Annotated in this window: 12 protein-coding genes; 1 reads left to right on the forward strand and 11 read right to left on the reverse strand. The window is 45.9% G+C overall.

What is annotated here, in order from left to right:
- Positions 1-76: 76 nt before the first annotated feature.
- From PHF18_RS04100 to PHF18_RS04135, 8 genes are all read right to left on the reverse strand, one after another.
- A complete protein-coding gene (locus PHF18_RS04100; protein WP_367279136.1) occupies positions 77-964 on the reverse strand; it encodes an ABC transporter ATP-binding protein in 888 nt (295 codons plus the stop codon).
- Positions 965-989: 25 nt separating this feature from the next.
- A complete protein-coding gene (locus tag PHF18_RS04105) occupies positions 990-2195 on the reverse strand; it encodes an FtsX-like permease family protein (RefSeq protein WP_300098711.1) in 1206 nt (401 codons plus the stop codon).
- A 78-nt stretch (positions 2196-2273) separates the two neighbouring features.
- Positions 2274-3614 (reverse strand): COG1361 S-layer family protein, encoded by a 1341-nt coding sequence (locus tag PHF18_RS04110; protein WP_300098714.1) that lies wholly within the window; start codon positions 3612-3614, stop codon positions 2274-2276.
- 186 nt (positions 3615-3800) lie between these two features.
- Complete coding sequence (locus tag PHF18_RS04115) at positions 3801-5177, reverse strand: sodium:alanine symporter family protein (RefSeq protein WP_300098717.1); 1377 nt, start codon at positions 5175-5177, stop codon at positions 3801-3803.
- Positions 5178-5421: 244 nt separating this feature from the next.
- Positions 5422-7002 (reverse strand): histone deacetylase, encoded by a 1581-nt coding sequence (locus PHF18_RS04120; RefSeq protein ID WP_300098720.1) that lies wholly within the window; start codon positions 7000-7002, stop codon positions 5422-5424.
- A complete protein-coding gene (locus PHF18_RS04125) occupies positions 6999-8711 on the reverse strand; it encodes a hydantoinase/oxoprolinase family protein (RefSeq protein WP_300098723.1) in 1713 nt (570 codons plus the stop codon). Before PHF18_RS04125 ends, PHF18_RS04120 begins: the two co-directional genes overlap by 4 nt.
- Positions 8712-9152: 441 nt before the next feature.
- Positions 9153-11840, reverse strand: a complete 2688-nt coding sequence (locus PHF18_RS04130; RefSeq protein WP_300098726.1) for a PAS domain S-box protein — start codon at positions 11838-11840, stop codon at positions 9153-9155.
- Between the two features lie 249 nt (positions 11841-12089).
- Positions 12090-13373, reverse strand: a complete 1284-nt coding sequence (locus PHF18_RS04135) for a transposase (RefSeq protein ID WP_300098774.1) — start codon at positions 13371-13373, stop codon at positions 12090-12092.
- Between the two features lie 401 nt (positions 13374-13774).
- Here PHF18_RS04135 and PHF18_RS04140 point away from each other — a divergent pair, with 401 nt between their 5' ends.
- Positions 13775-13960 carry a hypothetical protein gene (locus PHF18_RS04140; protein ID WP_300098729.1) on the forward strand — a complete coding sequence of 62 codons (186 nt, stop codon included), beginning with the start codon at positions 13775-13777 and terminating at the stop codon, positions 13958-13960.
- Between the two features lie 117 nt (positions 13961-14077).
- On the opposite strand, the gene PHF18_RS04145 is transcribed toward PHF18_RS04140, so the two are convergent.
- From PHF18_RS04145 to PHF18_RS04155, 3 genes are all read right to left on the reverse strand, one after another.
- On the reverse strand, positions 14078-14230 hold the full coding sequence (locus PHF18_RS04145; protein WP_300098732.1) for a rubredoxin: 153 nt from the start codon (positions 14228-14230) through the stop codon (positions 14078-14080).
- A gap of 95 nt (positions 14231-14325) precedes the next feature.
- The gene (locus PHF18_RS04150) at positions 14326-15576 is read right to left on the reverse strand and encodes a Glu/Leu/Phe/Val dehydrogenase (RefSeq protein ID WP_300098735.1); all 1251 of its coding nucleotides are present in this window, start codon (positions 15574-15576) and stop codon (positions 14326-14328) included.
- Between the two features lie 215 nt (positions 15577-15791).
- The gene (locus PHF18_RS04155) at positions 15792-17057 is read right to left on the reverse strand and encodes an NAD(P)/FAD-dependent oxidoreductase (RefSeq protein WP_300098738.1); all 1266 of its coding nucleotides are present in this window, start codon (positions 17055-17057) and stop codon (positions 15792-15794) included.
- Positions 17058-17153 lie beyond the last annotated feature (96 nt).

A 17153-nucleotide genomic window follows, 5' to 3' on the forward strand; every position in this document is an offset into this window, starting at 1 on the left:
TATCGACTCAGTTCCAATATCCAATGATAATTTTCTTGAAAATACTGATGGTACACTATGTACTCTATTTACTGCTCTACTCTAACATCCCGTCCTTTAACCTGATCACCCTGTCAGTGTATTCCGCGTGCCAGTCTTCATGTGTAACCATTACGATCGTCTGCCCCAGTTCTTTGTTAAACTTCTTGAAAAGGTCCAGAACTTCCTTTGAGTTTTTAGAATCCAGGTTGGCGCAGGGTTCGTCAGCGAAGAGGATGATAGGGTTGTGAGCAAGCGCCCTTGCGATGGAGACTCGTTGCTGCTGGCCGCCGCTCATTTTTGACGGAAGCTGGGAAAGGCGGTCTCCAAGGCCTACGGCCTCCATTATTTCGGCAGCTGCTGATTCGTATTCTGCTTTGCTTTTACCCTGCATCATAAGGGAGATGTAGACGTTTTCAGAGGCTGTGAGTTCGGGCAGGAGGGCGTAGTCCTGAAAAACGTAGCCCAGGTTGTGGAGGCGAAATCTGCCTTTTTCCCTGTCGAACATCAGAGAAGTGTCGGCACCGTTGATGATGACTTTCCCGGAGTTGGGGGTATCAAGGAGACCGAGCTGGTTTAAGAGGGTGGTTTTTCCGGAACCGCTTGGGCCCATAATAGCAACAAATTCCCCGCGCCGGATTTTTACAGAAATGCCGCGGAGCACCCGTACTTCCACTTCCCCCATCAGGAAGGTTCTGACAATGTCAATGCCTTCGATGATAGTGTCTACGTTTTTTTCATTGAGTGCTTTCACCACAATTTCAGTCCCAGCTTCTTTTTTATCGGGCATGTTTTTATTTTCGGTCTCAATGTTTTCAGTTCCGATCTCAATATTTTCAGTTCCGATCTCAATGTTTTCAGTTCCGATCTCAATGTTTTCAGTTCCGATCTCAATGTTTTTATTTTCGGTCTCTTTTTCCATTTCTCTTTCAATTTTATTTTCCATGCCTTAACCTCTCTTAACCTCTTTTTCATTTGCCCCAGATCAATTCCAGGAGGTCTTTTTGCGTCAGTGTGTAGGCAGGGATAACGGAGCCGATGATTGAGGCAAGGAAGAGGAGGACTGCACGGTTTATGGCTTCTACATCGTCCAGTTTCAGGCTCATGCTGCCGAGTGGTATGTCCACCGGGTGTGCTGCTGTGTAGGGGGCGAGCCCAAAACGCATGAAAACGAAGCCGAGGATGACGCCAATTCCCGCGTAGAACATGGCCTGGAGCACAAAGGAAGCTATGATTACGTTCTGCTCTATCCCTATGGCTTTCTGGACTCCAATTTGCCTCTTTTTGTTAACGATGTTTACATAGATAACTACAAAGATGATCACGAAGGCAATCAGGAGACCGATCACGTTCATTATGTCCCGGATCATCCCAAGGGTGCTTTCTATCAGGCCGAGGATCCCTGCGAATTCGCGCCAGGTGCGGATGTTTTCCCTGATACCCAGGGAGAGGAGAGCTGTCCGGGTCTCGTACTCGTCCGTGCCTGCGATGGTCTTAACAGCTATTTCCTGGGCAAAGTCTCTATCCTGTACGCCGAGCATCTCTTCTAAGTCTGCCCTGCTGATGTAGGCCCCGGCGTCGACCATGAAGTAGCGGGTGGTGTAGATCCCCTTGACTCTGAACTCCCGGGTTTTGCCGCTGATTGTGATTTCCACCGTATCTCCCACTTCCACGCCGCCCAAAGACTTTGATTCCATCAGGGCTCCGAAGCCTCCCGAAACTTCCCTGCCCAGGATTACCTCCCCACGGTCGGGCCTGCTCAGGAATTCCCCGCTTATGACGGCGTCTTCGAGGTCTGTTACAAAGTTTTCATCCTCAGGGTCAATTCCGTAAACCGTGGCTCCCATTTCTTTTTCCTTGTAGTGGAAGTTCCCCGAGGTCTTCAGGCGAGCTGAGGTCCCGACCACCTGGGGGAGGCTTTCGATCTTCTTCTGGAGAGCTGATGCGTCCTCTATATAGCGTTCCTCTTCCCTGGGTTCGACCACGACGTTTCCGGTCTGAAAGTCCACCATGAGATCGTTAAACTTGAGCGTGACCCCGGCTAACATGCTCGAAAAGAGCACAAGCTGCACGAAGATCAGGGCCAACACAATGACCGTAAAGATTGTGATCCCCTTATTGCCCCTTGTTATGGTCCGGCTGGCAAGAAAGAAGGAGACTTTCGCTTTTTCAAGCATAATCAGGCATCCTGCTTGGTTTATTTTGCTTCGGATTTATTTGTAAATGTGGTTTTTAGAGCTTTCCTTATGTGGTTTTTAGAGCTTTCCTTTCTTCTTCATGTAGAAGACTGCGGCTGCAAGAATAAGGACTGCTCCCAGTACAATGGGGATAATGCTCCCCTCCTGTCTGTCCACATTGAAGGTCAGGTCTTCGCTAAGCTGGTGTTTTCCAAAGTCATCTTCATATTCTACAAGCAGAGTTACTTCCTGGTCTCCTGCATTATCCGGAATGAAGGTAAAGACTGCCGGGGCGTCATCGTCCTTTTTCAAGCGTCCCAGGAAAGCTTTCGTGCTTCCGGAACCTTCGAGCCCTTCGAGACTGGCTTTCACGAAACGGGCTTCTCCTTCTCCTACATTTTCAAGCCGCAGGATCATGGAGACCTGCTGCCCTTTAACAGGCATCTGGGGGTCGAATTTCAGGCTTGCAATGTTAATCTTCGCCTGGTTCAGTACATTGACTCCTATTTCCTGGGCTTTGTTGATCTGGAAATCCTCGGCTTCGTTTGAAGCTGTTATCCGGAGGGGGATTTTGTAGGGCTGCACCGCTGCGTTGCTGCCTAAAAGGAGTTTAAACGACAGGTTCTCAGAACTTCCGGCTTTCAGTCCCTCAAAGAAACGGACGTTGTCTTCGAGGGGGATAATGGGAGAAGAGCCGTTTAAGTCCAGGATAACCCTGACATTTTTTGCATTTCCATTCCCTGCGTTCTTAACAGTAGTCTGAAGGTAGAATGCCTGCCCCGGGACCAGGGAGTCAACCGAAGAGTTCCCTCCGTTTGCCGGGGTGATTACAGTCCCCATGAGCACAATGTCCGGGTTTCCCTCCACCTTGATAGGAATCCTTTTTGAAAAGCTCACTCCGTTCCCGTCTACTATGGTAAACTCAAGCTGGCGGACTCCCGATGTCGCCCTTTCGTCCACCCTGAAGTGGAAGTTAAGCTCGACTTTTGCGCGCTGCCTGATCTGTTCAATTTGAAAGATGAGCTCGGTGTTCGTCCCGGAGCCGTAAACCCCTGAGGTGCTGTACGTAAAAATAAAGGGGTCAAGTTCCTCAATTCCTATTTTCACGTTTTCAGCGGGGTCGTTTCCGGTATTTTCGATGTTGATTTTTATGAGCAGATCTTCTCCGGGTCTGGCAGGGTTGGGGGTTATTTCTGAGACATACACCTCAAGGTGGGTGTTTCCGGAGACCACCGCCGCAGAAGCTGTGGAAGTCAGGAGGGTGGTTATCATCAATATAGCCGCAACAAAACAGAAGGCAGCTGCAGGAGATGTATCTGTTTTTATACATCTCTGCTTCACAGCCCTGATTTTTTGTTCTTGATGGGTGGACTTCATGGGCAACAATCCTTTTCTGGATATGAATTTTATAGGTAACAATCTATTGGAGTTGCTTATAACCGTTACACTTTATTTGCAACCTGCATCAGGTTGTATTCTTCAGGTTGTATTCTTCAGGTTGTATTCTTCAGGTTTTATTCTTCATTCCTCATGTTTTATTCTTCATTCCTCATCCGGATTTTTATTCAAGCCAGATTTCAGATATCCTGCCCAAGTAGCTTGATTTTAGTCTTCGGCTCTCAGATTCTCAAAATATTTCCTGGTCTCGGCTACAACGACCTTTCTCAGCGCAAGAAGGGCTATAAGGTTCGGAATCGCCATCAGCCCGTTTACTATATCTGCCAGAATCCAGATGACGTCAAGGGTCAGGAAGGCTCCGGAGGCAACAATGAGGATATAAAGAATCTTGTAGGGAAGAATCCCCCTGACCCCAAAGAGGAATTCCGTGCAGCGTTCCCCGTAATAGTTCCATCCGATGATTGTTGTAAAGGCAAAGAAGATCAAACCCAGAGTCACGATGTAGCTCCCGATGTCTGAGAGCACGGTGGAAAAAGCGTAGCTGGTCATGTAGGCTCCAGCAAGGTCCCCTGTCCAGGAATCCGTCATGATCAGCACAGTCCCGGTCATGAGGCAGACTACGATTGTATCGAAAAAGGTCCCCGTCATGGAGATCAAGCCCTGTTTTGCCGGCTCTTTTACCCTTGCGGCTGCAGCTGCAATAGGTGTACTCCCGAGTCCCGCTTCGTTTGAAAAGATCCCCCTGGAAATTCCCATCCGGATTGCAAGCATCACCCCTGCCCCAAGAAAGCCACCCTTTGCTGCGGTTTCGGTAAAAGCTGAACTGATGATCAGAGAAAATGTTGCGGGAATTTTGTCAAGGTTCAGCCCGATAATCACAATGCAGCCCAGCACATATGCAATTGCCATGAAAGGCACCATTAACTGGGCAACAGCCGCAATTCTCCTGATCCCCCCGAGCGTCACAAAAGCCACAAGCAGGCTCAGCACGGCTGCACTCAGGATTTCAGGGATATCAAAAGCGATCCGGGCCGAGTCCACTATGGCATTTACCTGGGGAAAGGTCCCTATCCCGAAAAGCGCCACATTTACCCCGAAGATGGCAAAGAGAGGGGCAAGAATTTTGCTGTACTTTTTATGCCCAAGCCCATTTTTGATATAGTACATGGGCCCCCCGGACATCTGCCCGTTTGCGTCAACTGTCCTGTATTTGACTGCCAGCAGGGCTTCGGAATACATGGTAGCCATCCCGAAAAAAGCGGCAAGGAACATCCAGAAAAGAGCCCCGGGGCCCCCGATCTTGATTGCAGTTGCAACCCCCACGATGTTTCCGGTCCCTATCGTTGCCGAAAGCGCTGTACTGAGCGCGGCAAAACTAGAAACGTCCCCCAGGACTCCGGCTTCATATTTTCTCGAATTCAGGACATATTTGAGAGCAAGGGGCAGCCTGAAGATCTGGATCAGCCCAAGGCTTATGGTCAGGAAAATCCCGGTTCCCACCAGCAAAATCAGAAGGGGTGGCCCCCAGACAAACTGGTCTATCCCCGTCAAAACCTCAAGTATATCAATGCCCAGCAGTTTCATTTAAGCCAGCCCCGGTTGAAAGATAAAGAAACGATTTCCCTACCAATTATTTCTTAAAGGTTGGTCTTAAACGTTGATGTCACTGTTTTCCTTATGTGGAATATTATTCTGGAAAAAACCCCATGCAGGCTACTTAAACCCTACAAAGGCTACTCAAACTCCATAAAGGCTACTCAACCCTACAAAGGCTACTCAACCCTACAAAGGCTACTCAAAACCTCTCACAGGCTCTCAACAGAGCCTCTCAGTAAACTGTCTCCTGTTTTTTCCTGGTATTGTATGCCCTGTATTCATCCGCTTTTTTATCCTGAAGGTAAACGTATTCATATTCCGGATAATTGAGCCTCTTCCTGTACTCTTCCCTGGCTTCAGCCTGGCAGCTGGCGCAGGCATAGATAGGGACTGAAACCCCGAAGATCCTGGTATCGTTTATGCTCCTGTGGGCATTGGAGTCTATGGTTACGTAACCCTGGCAGTCAGGGCACATCCTTACCGTTTCCTCCTGGAATTCCTGGATCATATCGGTATCATAGAAGATCTGTTTTTTCCGGCGGTAAAAGTCTCCGTGTTTTGCAACCTCTGCCTCTACAAGCCTGTCCCGGTTTTTCCAGTTTTCAAGCTGGGTAGCAACAATTTCCTCAAGGACATGTCTGTCCCTTGCAGCCTGGACAAACATTCCGGGCCTGAAGTCAGGTTCTTTTACGCAGGAATAGTCAAGCCCGGCCATGGCAAGGATAATTCCTGTATTCACGTAGGGCAGCGCACTCTGGATAGCATAGCCTCCTTCAAGCACTGCCATGTCAGGGGCAAGTTTCTCGTTCAGTTTTGCATATCCCTGTGCGGAAAAGCGCATGTTTGCAAGCGGATCAGTATAATGGTTGTCCTGCCCTGCGGAATTGAGGACAAGTTCGGGTTTGAAGTCCTTCAGAATGGGCAGCACCAGGGTATCGAGCACGTAGAGGATACCCTCATCCGGAGTCCCGGGCGGCAGAGGAATGTTGATTGTCCTGCCAAGGGCTTTCGGGCCTCCAAGTTCGTTAACGAATCCAGATCCCGGAAATAGCGTCCGCCCGTCCTGATGGAAGGAGATAAAAAGCACATCAGGGTCGTTGTAAAAGATCTCCTGTGTCCCGTCCCCATGGTGGACATCAGTATCCACAATTGCGATCCTGCGGATCCCATACTTTTTTCTCAGGTACTCAACGAGGATTGCTTCATTATTGATATTGCAAAAACCACGGTTTCCGTGAGCGACTGTCATGGCATGGTGGCCGGGAGGACGGACAAGGGCAAAAGCATTTTTAACCTCTCCTCGCATGAGCGCATCAGCAAGGACCAGGCAGCTACCTGCTGAAATCCGGTGAGGGATTGTAGCCTGGGCTTCTATATCGGGGATACAGAAATGGACTCTTGCAATATCCCTGAAATCTGCAAGTCGAGGCTTATACTCCGCGATTTGCGGGAGGTCCATTAGTCCTTCTTCAAAGATCTGGTCTCGCGTATAAAGGAGGCGTTCCTCTCTTTCCGGGTGGGTTGGAGAAATTGCCCAGTCAAAAGCCGGGAAGAAAATAAGGCCTGTCTTTCTGGCCCCTGTCCGGTCTGCCGGGATCATGGGTTCGTTTTCAGGTTCGTTTTCAGGTTCATTTTTCGATTCAGTTTTAGATGCATCTTCAGATTTCTGCTCTGAAGTTTTTGTTTTCATTGTAACTTCCTCTACTCTATCAGGTTCAAGTTCCTCTTCTTTCCGTTCTTTTTTCTCTTCCCCTGTATTTTTTTCGGCTCCGCCTTTGAGCGCATCCCTAATTTTCCCAAACCCGAGTTTCATGCTTTTTCCCTCCTCTTCCATTCGGGAATCAAGCCTGCCGGGATCTGCATACTCACATCAAAAAGCCGCCCTGCCGTTAACCAGCCATCAACCACGTTAAAGACCTCACTGTTAGCAATCTCGGCTTCGTCTGCATACTCGGAAATCCCAAACCTTTTTGCGCGTTCTCTGAGGAGTTTTGCTGCAAGGGCTTCGGCTTCCTTCGAGCGCATTTTATTGAAATTCCCGATATCCGTTGAGTTAAGGTTTACAATCTCTCCTTCTTCAGCTACCGAATAGACCTTCTGCTGAGTATCGATGCGCAGGTTAAGGGTAAGGGTAGGCCTTGCAACAGCTGCCCCGATGGCATTTCCTACTTCCGAATATTCGGGGATAATTGGTTTGGCGTTCAGTTTTTTCGCGACTACTGAAATCAGGCCCCTTGCTCCACCCCCGATTCCAACCACATTTTCAGGCCTTTCTTTTTTCTTCTGCAGGACTTCCCATATCCTGTAAGCAGGTTCCTGTTCCCATTCAAGAAACATTTCCCTGACGGCTTTTTCAATTATCCCCGCAGTTGTGTCCACTATAAGGGAAGCGACCTCTGTTTCGGATCTCCCGAGGCTGGAGGCTACGGATGCAACTGCCTCTTTTGCACGTTCGAGATCCCCAACCTCGACAAGCCCGAGCACTCTCAGGGCATCCGTTGGGGTTGGTTCTTCTCCTCCCATGCAGTAAGCGGGACCTGCCCTTTCCGGGCCTATGGTTACTATCCTGACCCCATCGCCGGTTTCTCTAACCCTTACAATGCTGTCCCCTCCTACCGCCATAGAGCGGACGGCAAAAGCCCGGACATGGGTCAGGAAGTTTCCGAGTTTTGCACCTTTGGAGGCCATAAGCGGTTTTCCGGAAAGGATCAGAGCGAGGTCGGTAGTAGTTCCGCCTATATCCACTACAACAGATGTCTGTCCCTCAGGGGTGAGGGCGAGAGCTCCTATCGTGCTTGCTGCGGGACCCGAAAAAATAGTTTCCACAGGGAACGCTACGGATTTTTCAATTGGCAGAGTCCCTCCGTCGGCTTTAAGGATGTATACGGGAGCCCTGATGTCCCTTTCTTCAAGGGCTTTTTTGATCTCTGCAACGAACTCCTGATAACGTTCTCCTGTTGCAGAGGCCAGCATGGAGGTTGCGATTCGTCTCGGGAAATTCAGTTTTCCCGAAACCTTATGCCCGAGCTCCACTTTGCAGTCCGGATACATTTCCCTGAGGATTTCTTCTATCCTGAGTTCGTGGGAAGGGTTCCTCTGTCCGAATTTGCTTACCACGGCAGCTCTGGAAAAACCCTGCTCCCGAATCCGGCTCACTGTTTCCCGAACCTCAGCTTCATCGAGGAGCTGGATCTCCCTTCCCCTGAAGTCCATAGCTCCTTTAAGGTAGAAACTATCTGGAAAAACATAACTTTCAGGGTTAACGCCCGGACCCGGAATTAGCAGCAAAGCCACACGATCAGTTTTGCCCTCGGCAATAAGATTTGTTATTATGGTTGTACTGAAAACCACCCTTTCGAGCTGCCCCGGAGGAACTCCTCTGCTGACCTCATCAAGGGCATTGAGCAGAGACTTAAGAAGATTCCCTCGCTCGGTTGAAACCTTGGTCGTACTATATACTTCTCCGTTCCGGATAAGCACCGCATCCGTGGTGGTGCCCCCTACATCAATTCCTATAAGCATTCACAATTCGCCTATCCTCACCTGAATGAATTCATCTTTCAATTTATTTTGTAATTTTTCGGTATTTTATAGCTGGACTTAATTTATATCCAGTTTCAAATGATTTCGATATAGAAATAAGTGTGTGCTTTGTTTCGATACAGTACAGATCCGTATAATGTCTTCCCCATAAATAATCCCGAGTCCGTGCAGTCCATATCCATTTAAGCTAATACCCGGATCACACGCTTGATATTCCGGGCTCGAGTCCTGGCGCAGCTAATAATTTCTTTTTAATCTGCGATGGACAGGCGGACTTAAGTGGTGCGAGGTGCTGCAAAGAAAACAATGACCATCTATACGACCGCCTACTACAATATTAAAAAAACTTAAAATGTAATAAAAAAGAGATTGGAAAAGACAAACTTCGTTTTGATGTGTCCTCATTTTAACCAGCCTTTTTCAGCTCTTCCCCGAGAGCCCCTTATCATCGAACCTGATAGTAAATTTTGTCTCCTCTCCTTTCTCAAGTTCAATTGTCCCATCTATCTGTTCGACCAGAGCATTCACAAGTTGCAAACCAAGGGTTTCGGGATTTTTAAAATCGATATTTTCGGGAAAACGTCCCCCATTATCCGAATAAACCAGTGTAAATCCGGGGTACATCCCTGAGTCTGTTATACCGGTACCTCTGTCGGCTGCACTCCCGGGTCCCAGAGTTTCAGATTTTCTGTAAAGTGAAATTCTTATCTCCCCTTCGGCACCTTTTGGAAATGCATATTTCAGGGAATTTGAGAAAAGTTCGTTGATTATAATTCCGAGGGGAATTGCTGTATCGATTCCGAGGAAGATATTGCCTATATCAAGAACAAGCCGGAAGTTCTCGTTTCCGACCCTGTAAGAGTAAAGAAGGTCAGAGGTCAGTTTCCTGAGATAGGCTGCAAAATCTATGCTTGTCGTGTCTTCTGATTTATGAAGCTCCTCATGGATTATGGACATGGAGATAACCCTGTTTTCGCTTTCTCTGAAGGCTTCAATAACATCTTTATCTTTGAACTTATCAGCCTGAAGGCTGAGCAGGGACGAAACTACCTGAAGGTTATTTTTGATCCGATGATGAATTTCCCTCATACCGATAGCTTCGGCTTTTGCAAGGGTTTCCTCGGCTTTTTTCTTCAGAGTAATATCATAGGTATAACCCTGGATAAATTCAGTATCTCCAGAGGCGGTACAGATGTTGTGGATTAACTCATGAACCCACTTTACAGTTCCATCTTTTTGCCTGAGCCTGTACTCATGTTCCATAATGGAGTTCGGGGTAAATCTCATTTTTTTCCGGAGTATATAGAATAGTGGCCTGTCTTCCGCATAAATGATATCAGTCAAATTTATTCTGCCGGAGAGAAAGTCTTCTTTGGTATACCCGGTTATTTCCTCAAGAGCTCCTTCCAGAAAGAGAGGGGTAAAACCCCTGTCCAGCTTAAATGCGATCCCTTTAAAATTCTGTAAGAATGAGCGATAGAGCTCTTCGCTTTCCTTCAGTTTTTCCGAGGAAAGTTTGATTTCAGTAATGTCTTTCATAACTCCAAGGGCTTTGCATACGCAGCCTTCTTCATCCCTCAGATAGACGCCTTTGTTTTCTACGAAAAAATAGCTCCCATCTTTCCGTCGGAACCTGAATTCTTCATTGAACTTTTCTCCTGTGTTCCAGCACTTCTTAAATTCCTGCTGCACTCTTCTGCGCTCTTCGGGGTGAATGTGATCAAGCCAATCATAGTAAGTAAAATCCTGCATCTCGTTGTAGCTGTAGCCCGTAAGTTCCGTGACTGCCCCTGCCCATTCAACATGTCCGTTTTGCAGGTCAAATTCGTATATCAGTTGCCCTGTCTGTTCGGCAGCCAGCCGATATCTTTCTTCACTCTTTAACAGGTTCTCTTCGGTACGTTTGAGCCCGGTTATATCAAGCATTGTTCCTACAAGCCCTTCCACAGTCCCATTAAGGTTCCTGTATACGGCCTTATTGAAAAGGAACTGTCGGATTATCCCGTCAGAGCACATGACTCTGGACTCATAAACCTGGCTTCCTCCTCTCTGGAGCAGCTGCCGGTCCACTCTTTTGAAAACATCCCCAAGTTTGGGTGGAATCGCTTCGGAAAGTTCATCTACAGAGCATCCTGTTACTTTTTCCTTTGAGCGCCCAAGAATCAGCCTCGCAAAGAGTTCATTGCAGCCGCGGTAGACCCCTTCTTTGTCTTTATAATACACGGGAGCCGGAATAGTATCAAGCAAAGTTTCAAGAAAATGTATCTTTTCACGGAGGGTACTCTCTACTTCATTTCGTTCAATGGCTAACGAGATCAGAGACGCAACGCCATTCAAAAAAGAAGTGTCTTCTTTTGTAAATTTCTCTTTCTTTGTGCTGTGAATTGTCAGCACTCCATAGGGCTTTTCAATACATCCGATCAGGACACTTATTCCACTCGTTATTTCCTGATATCCTTTGAGCCCCATTTCATCAATGGAACCCTTTCCGTTTAATTTTTCTATATATAAAGGTTTTTTTGAAAGCACTGCATACCCGGCAGTCGAAGCCGTATCTCTTTTAATAACCTTGCCTATATCTTCGATCTTCCATCCGATTCCTGTTTCAAACAAAAAGTTTCCATCAGGCAAAAGTTTCAAAATTATGCAATATTCTGCTTCAAATGTAGCAGCAATCAAAGTTAAAGATTCGTCCAGCAGGGTCCGGAGGTCCGGGGTTTTGAGAGCCAGTTCGGCAACCTGGGAAAGGGCTTCATAATGCTTATCTACTAAAGGTATTTTTAAGGATGATAGTTTTTTTTCGGCTTGTTCAGAGAAAGTGGCATCTGATGCCTGGAGTGATGCCTGGAGAATAGTATATTTGCCGTCAGCAGAAGGTATGAAGGTAACTGAATATGTTTTTTCGCCTGCTTCAAGTTCCAGGTATTCTGGCTTATTCTTGAGGGCTGCTTTCTGCACAGCTTGCCGGATATTTACGGGGACTTTTTCTCCAACCCCGCTTCCCCATGCTTCAAGTAATGATTTTCCTGCTTCATTAGCATAGAGAATTAATCCTTCTTTTTCAATCCTCAGGACAGGGCTGGGGCTGTTTAAAAGGAATTCTTCCATCCAGTTTTCTTCTGCCTCACTTTTTCTGTCATTAATGTCTATGCTATCGCCCCCACCTTTAACTGCCTGCTCTTCTTTTTTTTAGCTTTTTTCCCGGGTTTTGAGTATTCTTGCCAAAATATTTGGGTTTCCTGAATTCGTTTTTATGAAAATCCTATCCTGCAGTCACATGTATAATAAAGTTATTGACTTAGTGAACTACCCATCCCTGCCTGATGGCGAGGAAAGGGTTTCCTTCGAGTACTTCCGTCATTTGGCTTCGGTATGAACCTCAATTCCATCGGGAAGCCTGTATTGTCGAAGATTATCAACAAATTGTTGATAGCCTGTCCACAAGGCATTTTGCAATAGGTAACGTATCATGATATTGATAGCAGAATTTCTATCTCTATCTATGTTGTTACCACAATCACATAACATAACACGTTCCCAGGTAGGCATATCATGTTTTTTTCCACAATAACAACACTTCTTAGACGTGTTTTTTTCATCAATTCTTATTATACGTTTACCTATAATTTCTGCTTTATAGGTCAAGAATTGAACAAATCTACCTAAATTTCCTAAACCCTGAGTGGAACGATTTAGACCTTTCTTTTGTTTGGTCTTTTTTTGTTTTTTACCATCTTTAACTTTAGGTTGAGCCATTTGTTTTACATCTAAATCCCCAACAATTATCGTATTGGCTCTGGTATTCTCTACCATTGTTTTAGATAGTTTGTGCTGGAAATCCTTAACTTGATTTGCTTTCTTTTTACTCATTTTTGTAACTGCTCTGGCTATTCTCAAAAATCTCCTGCTTTTTGCAGAACCTTTTTTAACACCAATGCAATGATCCCTTCTGGATTTAGCTGCATCAATTTTTTGATTCCAGTAATTATCCGGTCTAGGGGTTTTTACCTCAAAGAATTTACCTTCGGTGTTGATAGCAGTAACTATTTTTGTAATGCCCAAATCAATAGCCTGATAAATCCCATTATCAAAATAAGTATCTTCAATCTCTACATCATAAGCAATACAGAGAAAAAATTTACCTCTTGCTTTATAGGAATTATCATTAACTATTTCAACCTGTTTTACATTGAGATCTTCAGCTAAGTTACCTATTTCAAAGGATAAAGGCACATTATTTACTTTATGTGAAAATGTGATGATACCATCTTCAATTTTGAAACCACTCTGGTTATATGGAATTGTCATTAGATAATTTCTACCTTTGAAATTAGGAGGTCTTGCTTTCTTGTCACCATTTTTAATATGGGTAAAAAATGAATGGTAGCTACTATCAAGTTTTTTCAAGATTCCTTGAAGTGTTTTAGAATAAACAATATTGTACTCAGGATTACGTTTTTTGAAGTCAGGAAGCTTATTTTGTTGTTCTGTATATTTTACAGAACGTTTTTCCTTATTATAAGCATCCTTTCGGTCTGCAAGAGCAAAGTTATACACTACCCGACATTTATCTGATAATTCCCAAAGAACATTAACCTGTTCTTCAGTAGGATAGATTCGTATTTTCTTCGCTAATTGCATAATTATCAATATATATACGTAACTATATCCTTAAATACATCTTCATAGCTAGAAAAGGTTACTAAATATAAAGAAGCTTTACATTTGCTTAACTGCGAGGCTGCGCTTTCATCCCCCACCTGCCGGCTGATGCCTTCGAGGAAGGGGACTTCCCGCTGTGCCTCCGCACTCCCAAAGTTAATTTTTGGAAATTGGGCTAAAAAATTAAACTAGTGGAGATGTGGCGTGATATTATTCACAAATTTGTAGCTGGACATGAATATATATAAAAAGCCTGTCATTAAGGGTATGTAATACTGGCAGGCATCCGCAACGGATCTCCGGAATACGTTTGGGAATGCACTGACTACTACATAAAAACATAAATATAATTTCGCGATTTGTGATAGAGGGTATCTTTCATGGAAGACTTTAACCAGCTCAAAAGGAAACTTGACGATATGAGTGTTATGGAACTTTACGGGTATATAAAAGAAAAATATCCTGAAAACGAGGAACTTACACTCGGCTCCAAAAAGATAGTAATCAGGAAAGTCCTGAACTTCGAAAGAAACCTGCTAAATGAACTGGAAATGGCTGGCCAGTAAAGTTTATAGTTTCATAGTCATACATGGATAGACATGGTTAAATATAATTAATGGTCGTTACTTATAGTTGCCCTTAGCTGTGATTTGGCATATATAATTACATTTGGCCATATATATTCATATTTTTTTAACCATTTCCCTGGAAACTCCACATCTGGGACATTTCCAGGATTTTGGTAGCTCTTCAAACTGCGTGTTCGGAGCTATGGACTGTGAAGAATCCCCGAGATCCGGGTTGTAAAGGTATCCGCAGTTGCTGCATCTGTACATTATAATCACTTACCTGTTTAGCTACCTGTACTCGTTACTTCCTTAACATTAATTTTTAACTTTGTTTTTCCTTCTTCATGCCTTTTTTTCGGGTATCAGATCCAGCCTCTGAGCTGCATGGCTTCGACAACCCTCCCAACAGCAAGCGTATAGGCAGCCTGTCGCATACCAGTATTGTTCTTTGCCGCAAAATCGTGCACTGAATGATATGCTTCTTTCATCTTTTTTTCCAGACGTTTCTCAATTTCCTCTTCTTCCCATTGTATGCCGGACTCATTCTGCACCATTTCAAAGTACGAAACAATGACCCCGCCCCCATTGCAAAGGATATCGGGAATTATATGGACTCCGTTTGAACGAAGGATCTCTTCTGCTTCTCGGGTCGTGGGTCCGTTAGCCATTTCGGCAAGAATTTTTGGTCTAACCCTTTCTGCATTCTCTTCAGTTATTACGTTTTCAAGGGCAGCCGGGATAAGGATATCTACCTCAAGTTCCAGCAGTTCTTTATTGGTGATATTTTCTGCTCCCGGATAGTCCAGTACGGAACCTGTGGAGTGCTTGTGTCCGGAAACATCTTCAGGGTCAAACCCACTTTCTGAGTAGATAGCCCCTTTACTGTCGCTTACAGCCACGACTCTGCAGCCGAAGAGTTTCTTTGCAAGGTAAGCAGCATGGTATCCAACGTTCCCGAATCCCTGAACAGCGACCTTCGAGTCTTTAAGGTCCATTCCGTGTTCTTTTGCAGCTTCCCGTATCGCATACAGGCCGCCTTTAGCCGTTGCATCGAACCTGCCTGCAGAACCTCCGAGACTTGTGGGTTTGCCTGTAATGGCGCCAAATACGTTTTTTCCTGCCAGTTTCGAGTATTCGTCCATCATCCAGGCCATAATTTGCGGATTTGTATACATGTCAGGAGCGGGTATATCCCTATCAGGGCCTATGATCTGGTAAATCCCGCGAATGTATGCTCTGCTCAGGCGCTCAATCTCCCTGTGTGAGAGCTCTTTTGGAGAGCAGACAATTCCTCCTTTTGCCCCACCCAGAGGCAGCTTATGGAGAGCGCATTTCCAGGTCATCAGGGCTGCAAGAGCTCTGATTGTCTCCATCGTCTCCTCCGGATGAAAACGTATACCTCCTTTGGTAGGTCCCAGAGCTTCGTTGTACTGGACCCTGAAGCCTTTAAAAACCTTTATGGAACCGTCATCCATGTGGATCGGCAGGGAAACGTAGAGCTCTCTCATGGGCATTTCCAGGAATGCTTCCATGTCAGGGGTGAGCTTGAGGCCTGTGGAACAGGTGCATAAGTGCTGTTTTACGTCATCAAGAAGTTTATAATCAGAACTCACAGGTATCCCCTTTAATATAATGGGTTTCCGGAATTTATAGTCCTCACAGTAGTCAGGAAAATAATAACTAAAAAACACTCACTTATCCTGAGACTTACTTATCCTGAGACTTACTTATCCTGAGACTTACTTATCCTGAGACTTACTTATCCTGAGACTTACTTCTCTTGACCTCTAAAACCACTTCTCACTTCATGCCTCAAACGCTGATCTCTTTAAAAAAGCGTCTTTAAAAATGTCCCGAAGGCTTTCATGAGCCTCAGGGAGTTTCCTGAAAACATCAGCTTTCTCATAAGGACTGAGGGGTGATCCATATCCCCGTACTCCGTGATCGTATTCAGAAGCGAAGGAGTGTTTAATGAACCTATGAGGTCATTCAACTGATTGTCTTCCAGTTTTCCCATGTAATCATGGATTCTCATGCCTATTTCGAGTTCTTTTGCCAGGCCCTTTCGCCAGAGTCGGTCGTATTCGGAAAGCCTGCGTGCAGAGGTATCTCCTTCAAAGGCAGCCTCAGCTGCAATTTTTCCGGCAATTTTTGCTGCAAAAGCTCCGGTATAGACTCCTCCCCCAGATGTGGGTTTAGCCTGCCCTGCAGCATCCCCTGCGAGCAGGATACCGTCAGAAAATGTTTTTTCCGGAGGGCCGATTGGAATTCCCCCAACCACAAAATCAAGCATGCCCCCTGAATACCTTGATTTTATGTGGGGGTTTGAGCAAAGGAATTTTTCGAGATAGAAAAGCGGAGATTTATCTCCAATTCCGCTTTTGCAGGCAAGTCCCGGTTCAAGCGCAAGCCCGATTCTTGAGACCTTTTCGTCAAGGGGAACGGTCCAGGCAAAGAAACCGGGAGCTGAAGAGCCGGGAAACAGTTCAACAAAGTCGCTATCTTCCGAGGCATAGGGAGCTTCGATCTGAATTCCGGGGAGTATGCGCGCAGGTTTTCCAAGGCCTGCATAACTGGCTATTCGGCTTTTTACTCCGTCTGCCCCGATAACTACGGACGTGGATATGGTTTCGGGACTACCGTTCCGGAGTATTTTGAGCTTTACAGGGGAGCTATTTTCTTTTTCATTTCCTTTTGTCCCGGGCCCGGTTTCAGAGCTCTCTTTTTCAAATCCGATAGCCCTTGTTTTCAGGGAGAGCTCAACGCCTTCTTCTACAGCCATTATCGCAAGAGTGCGGTCAAAGTTTTTTCGGGAGACAACATATGCCTTTGTTTGCTTTCCATCAATCGGCAGGCACTGCCCATCAGGAGCATGCACAAAAGCCCCGCGGACAGAATTAAACACAAATTCGTCCGAAGGCCTGATTCCGCACTCTTCAACGGCTCTTGTGCTCAAAAGCCCTGTACAGCCGACAGGAGAACCTATTGAGGAGTGCTCTTCGAGCAGGAGAACCTTTGCCCCATGCAGGGCTGCATAGCGGGCGGCAGTGGAGCCCACTGGGCCAGCTCCCACCACAACAACATCATAGTTCATACGGTATCACATTTGACAGGCAGGAATCCCTGTTGCGGAAACCTGAATGTCTTCCAGGGAAGTTTTAATGCCTTCTCAGGAAGTTTAATATATTCT

Source organism: Methanosarcina sp. (genome assembly GCF_028693135.1).
Taxonomy (GTDB): Archaea; Halobacteriota; Methanosarcinia; order Methanosarcinales; family Methanosarcinaceae; genus Methanosarcina.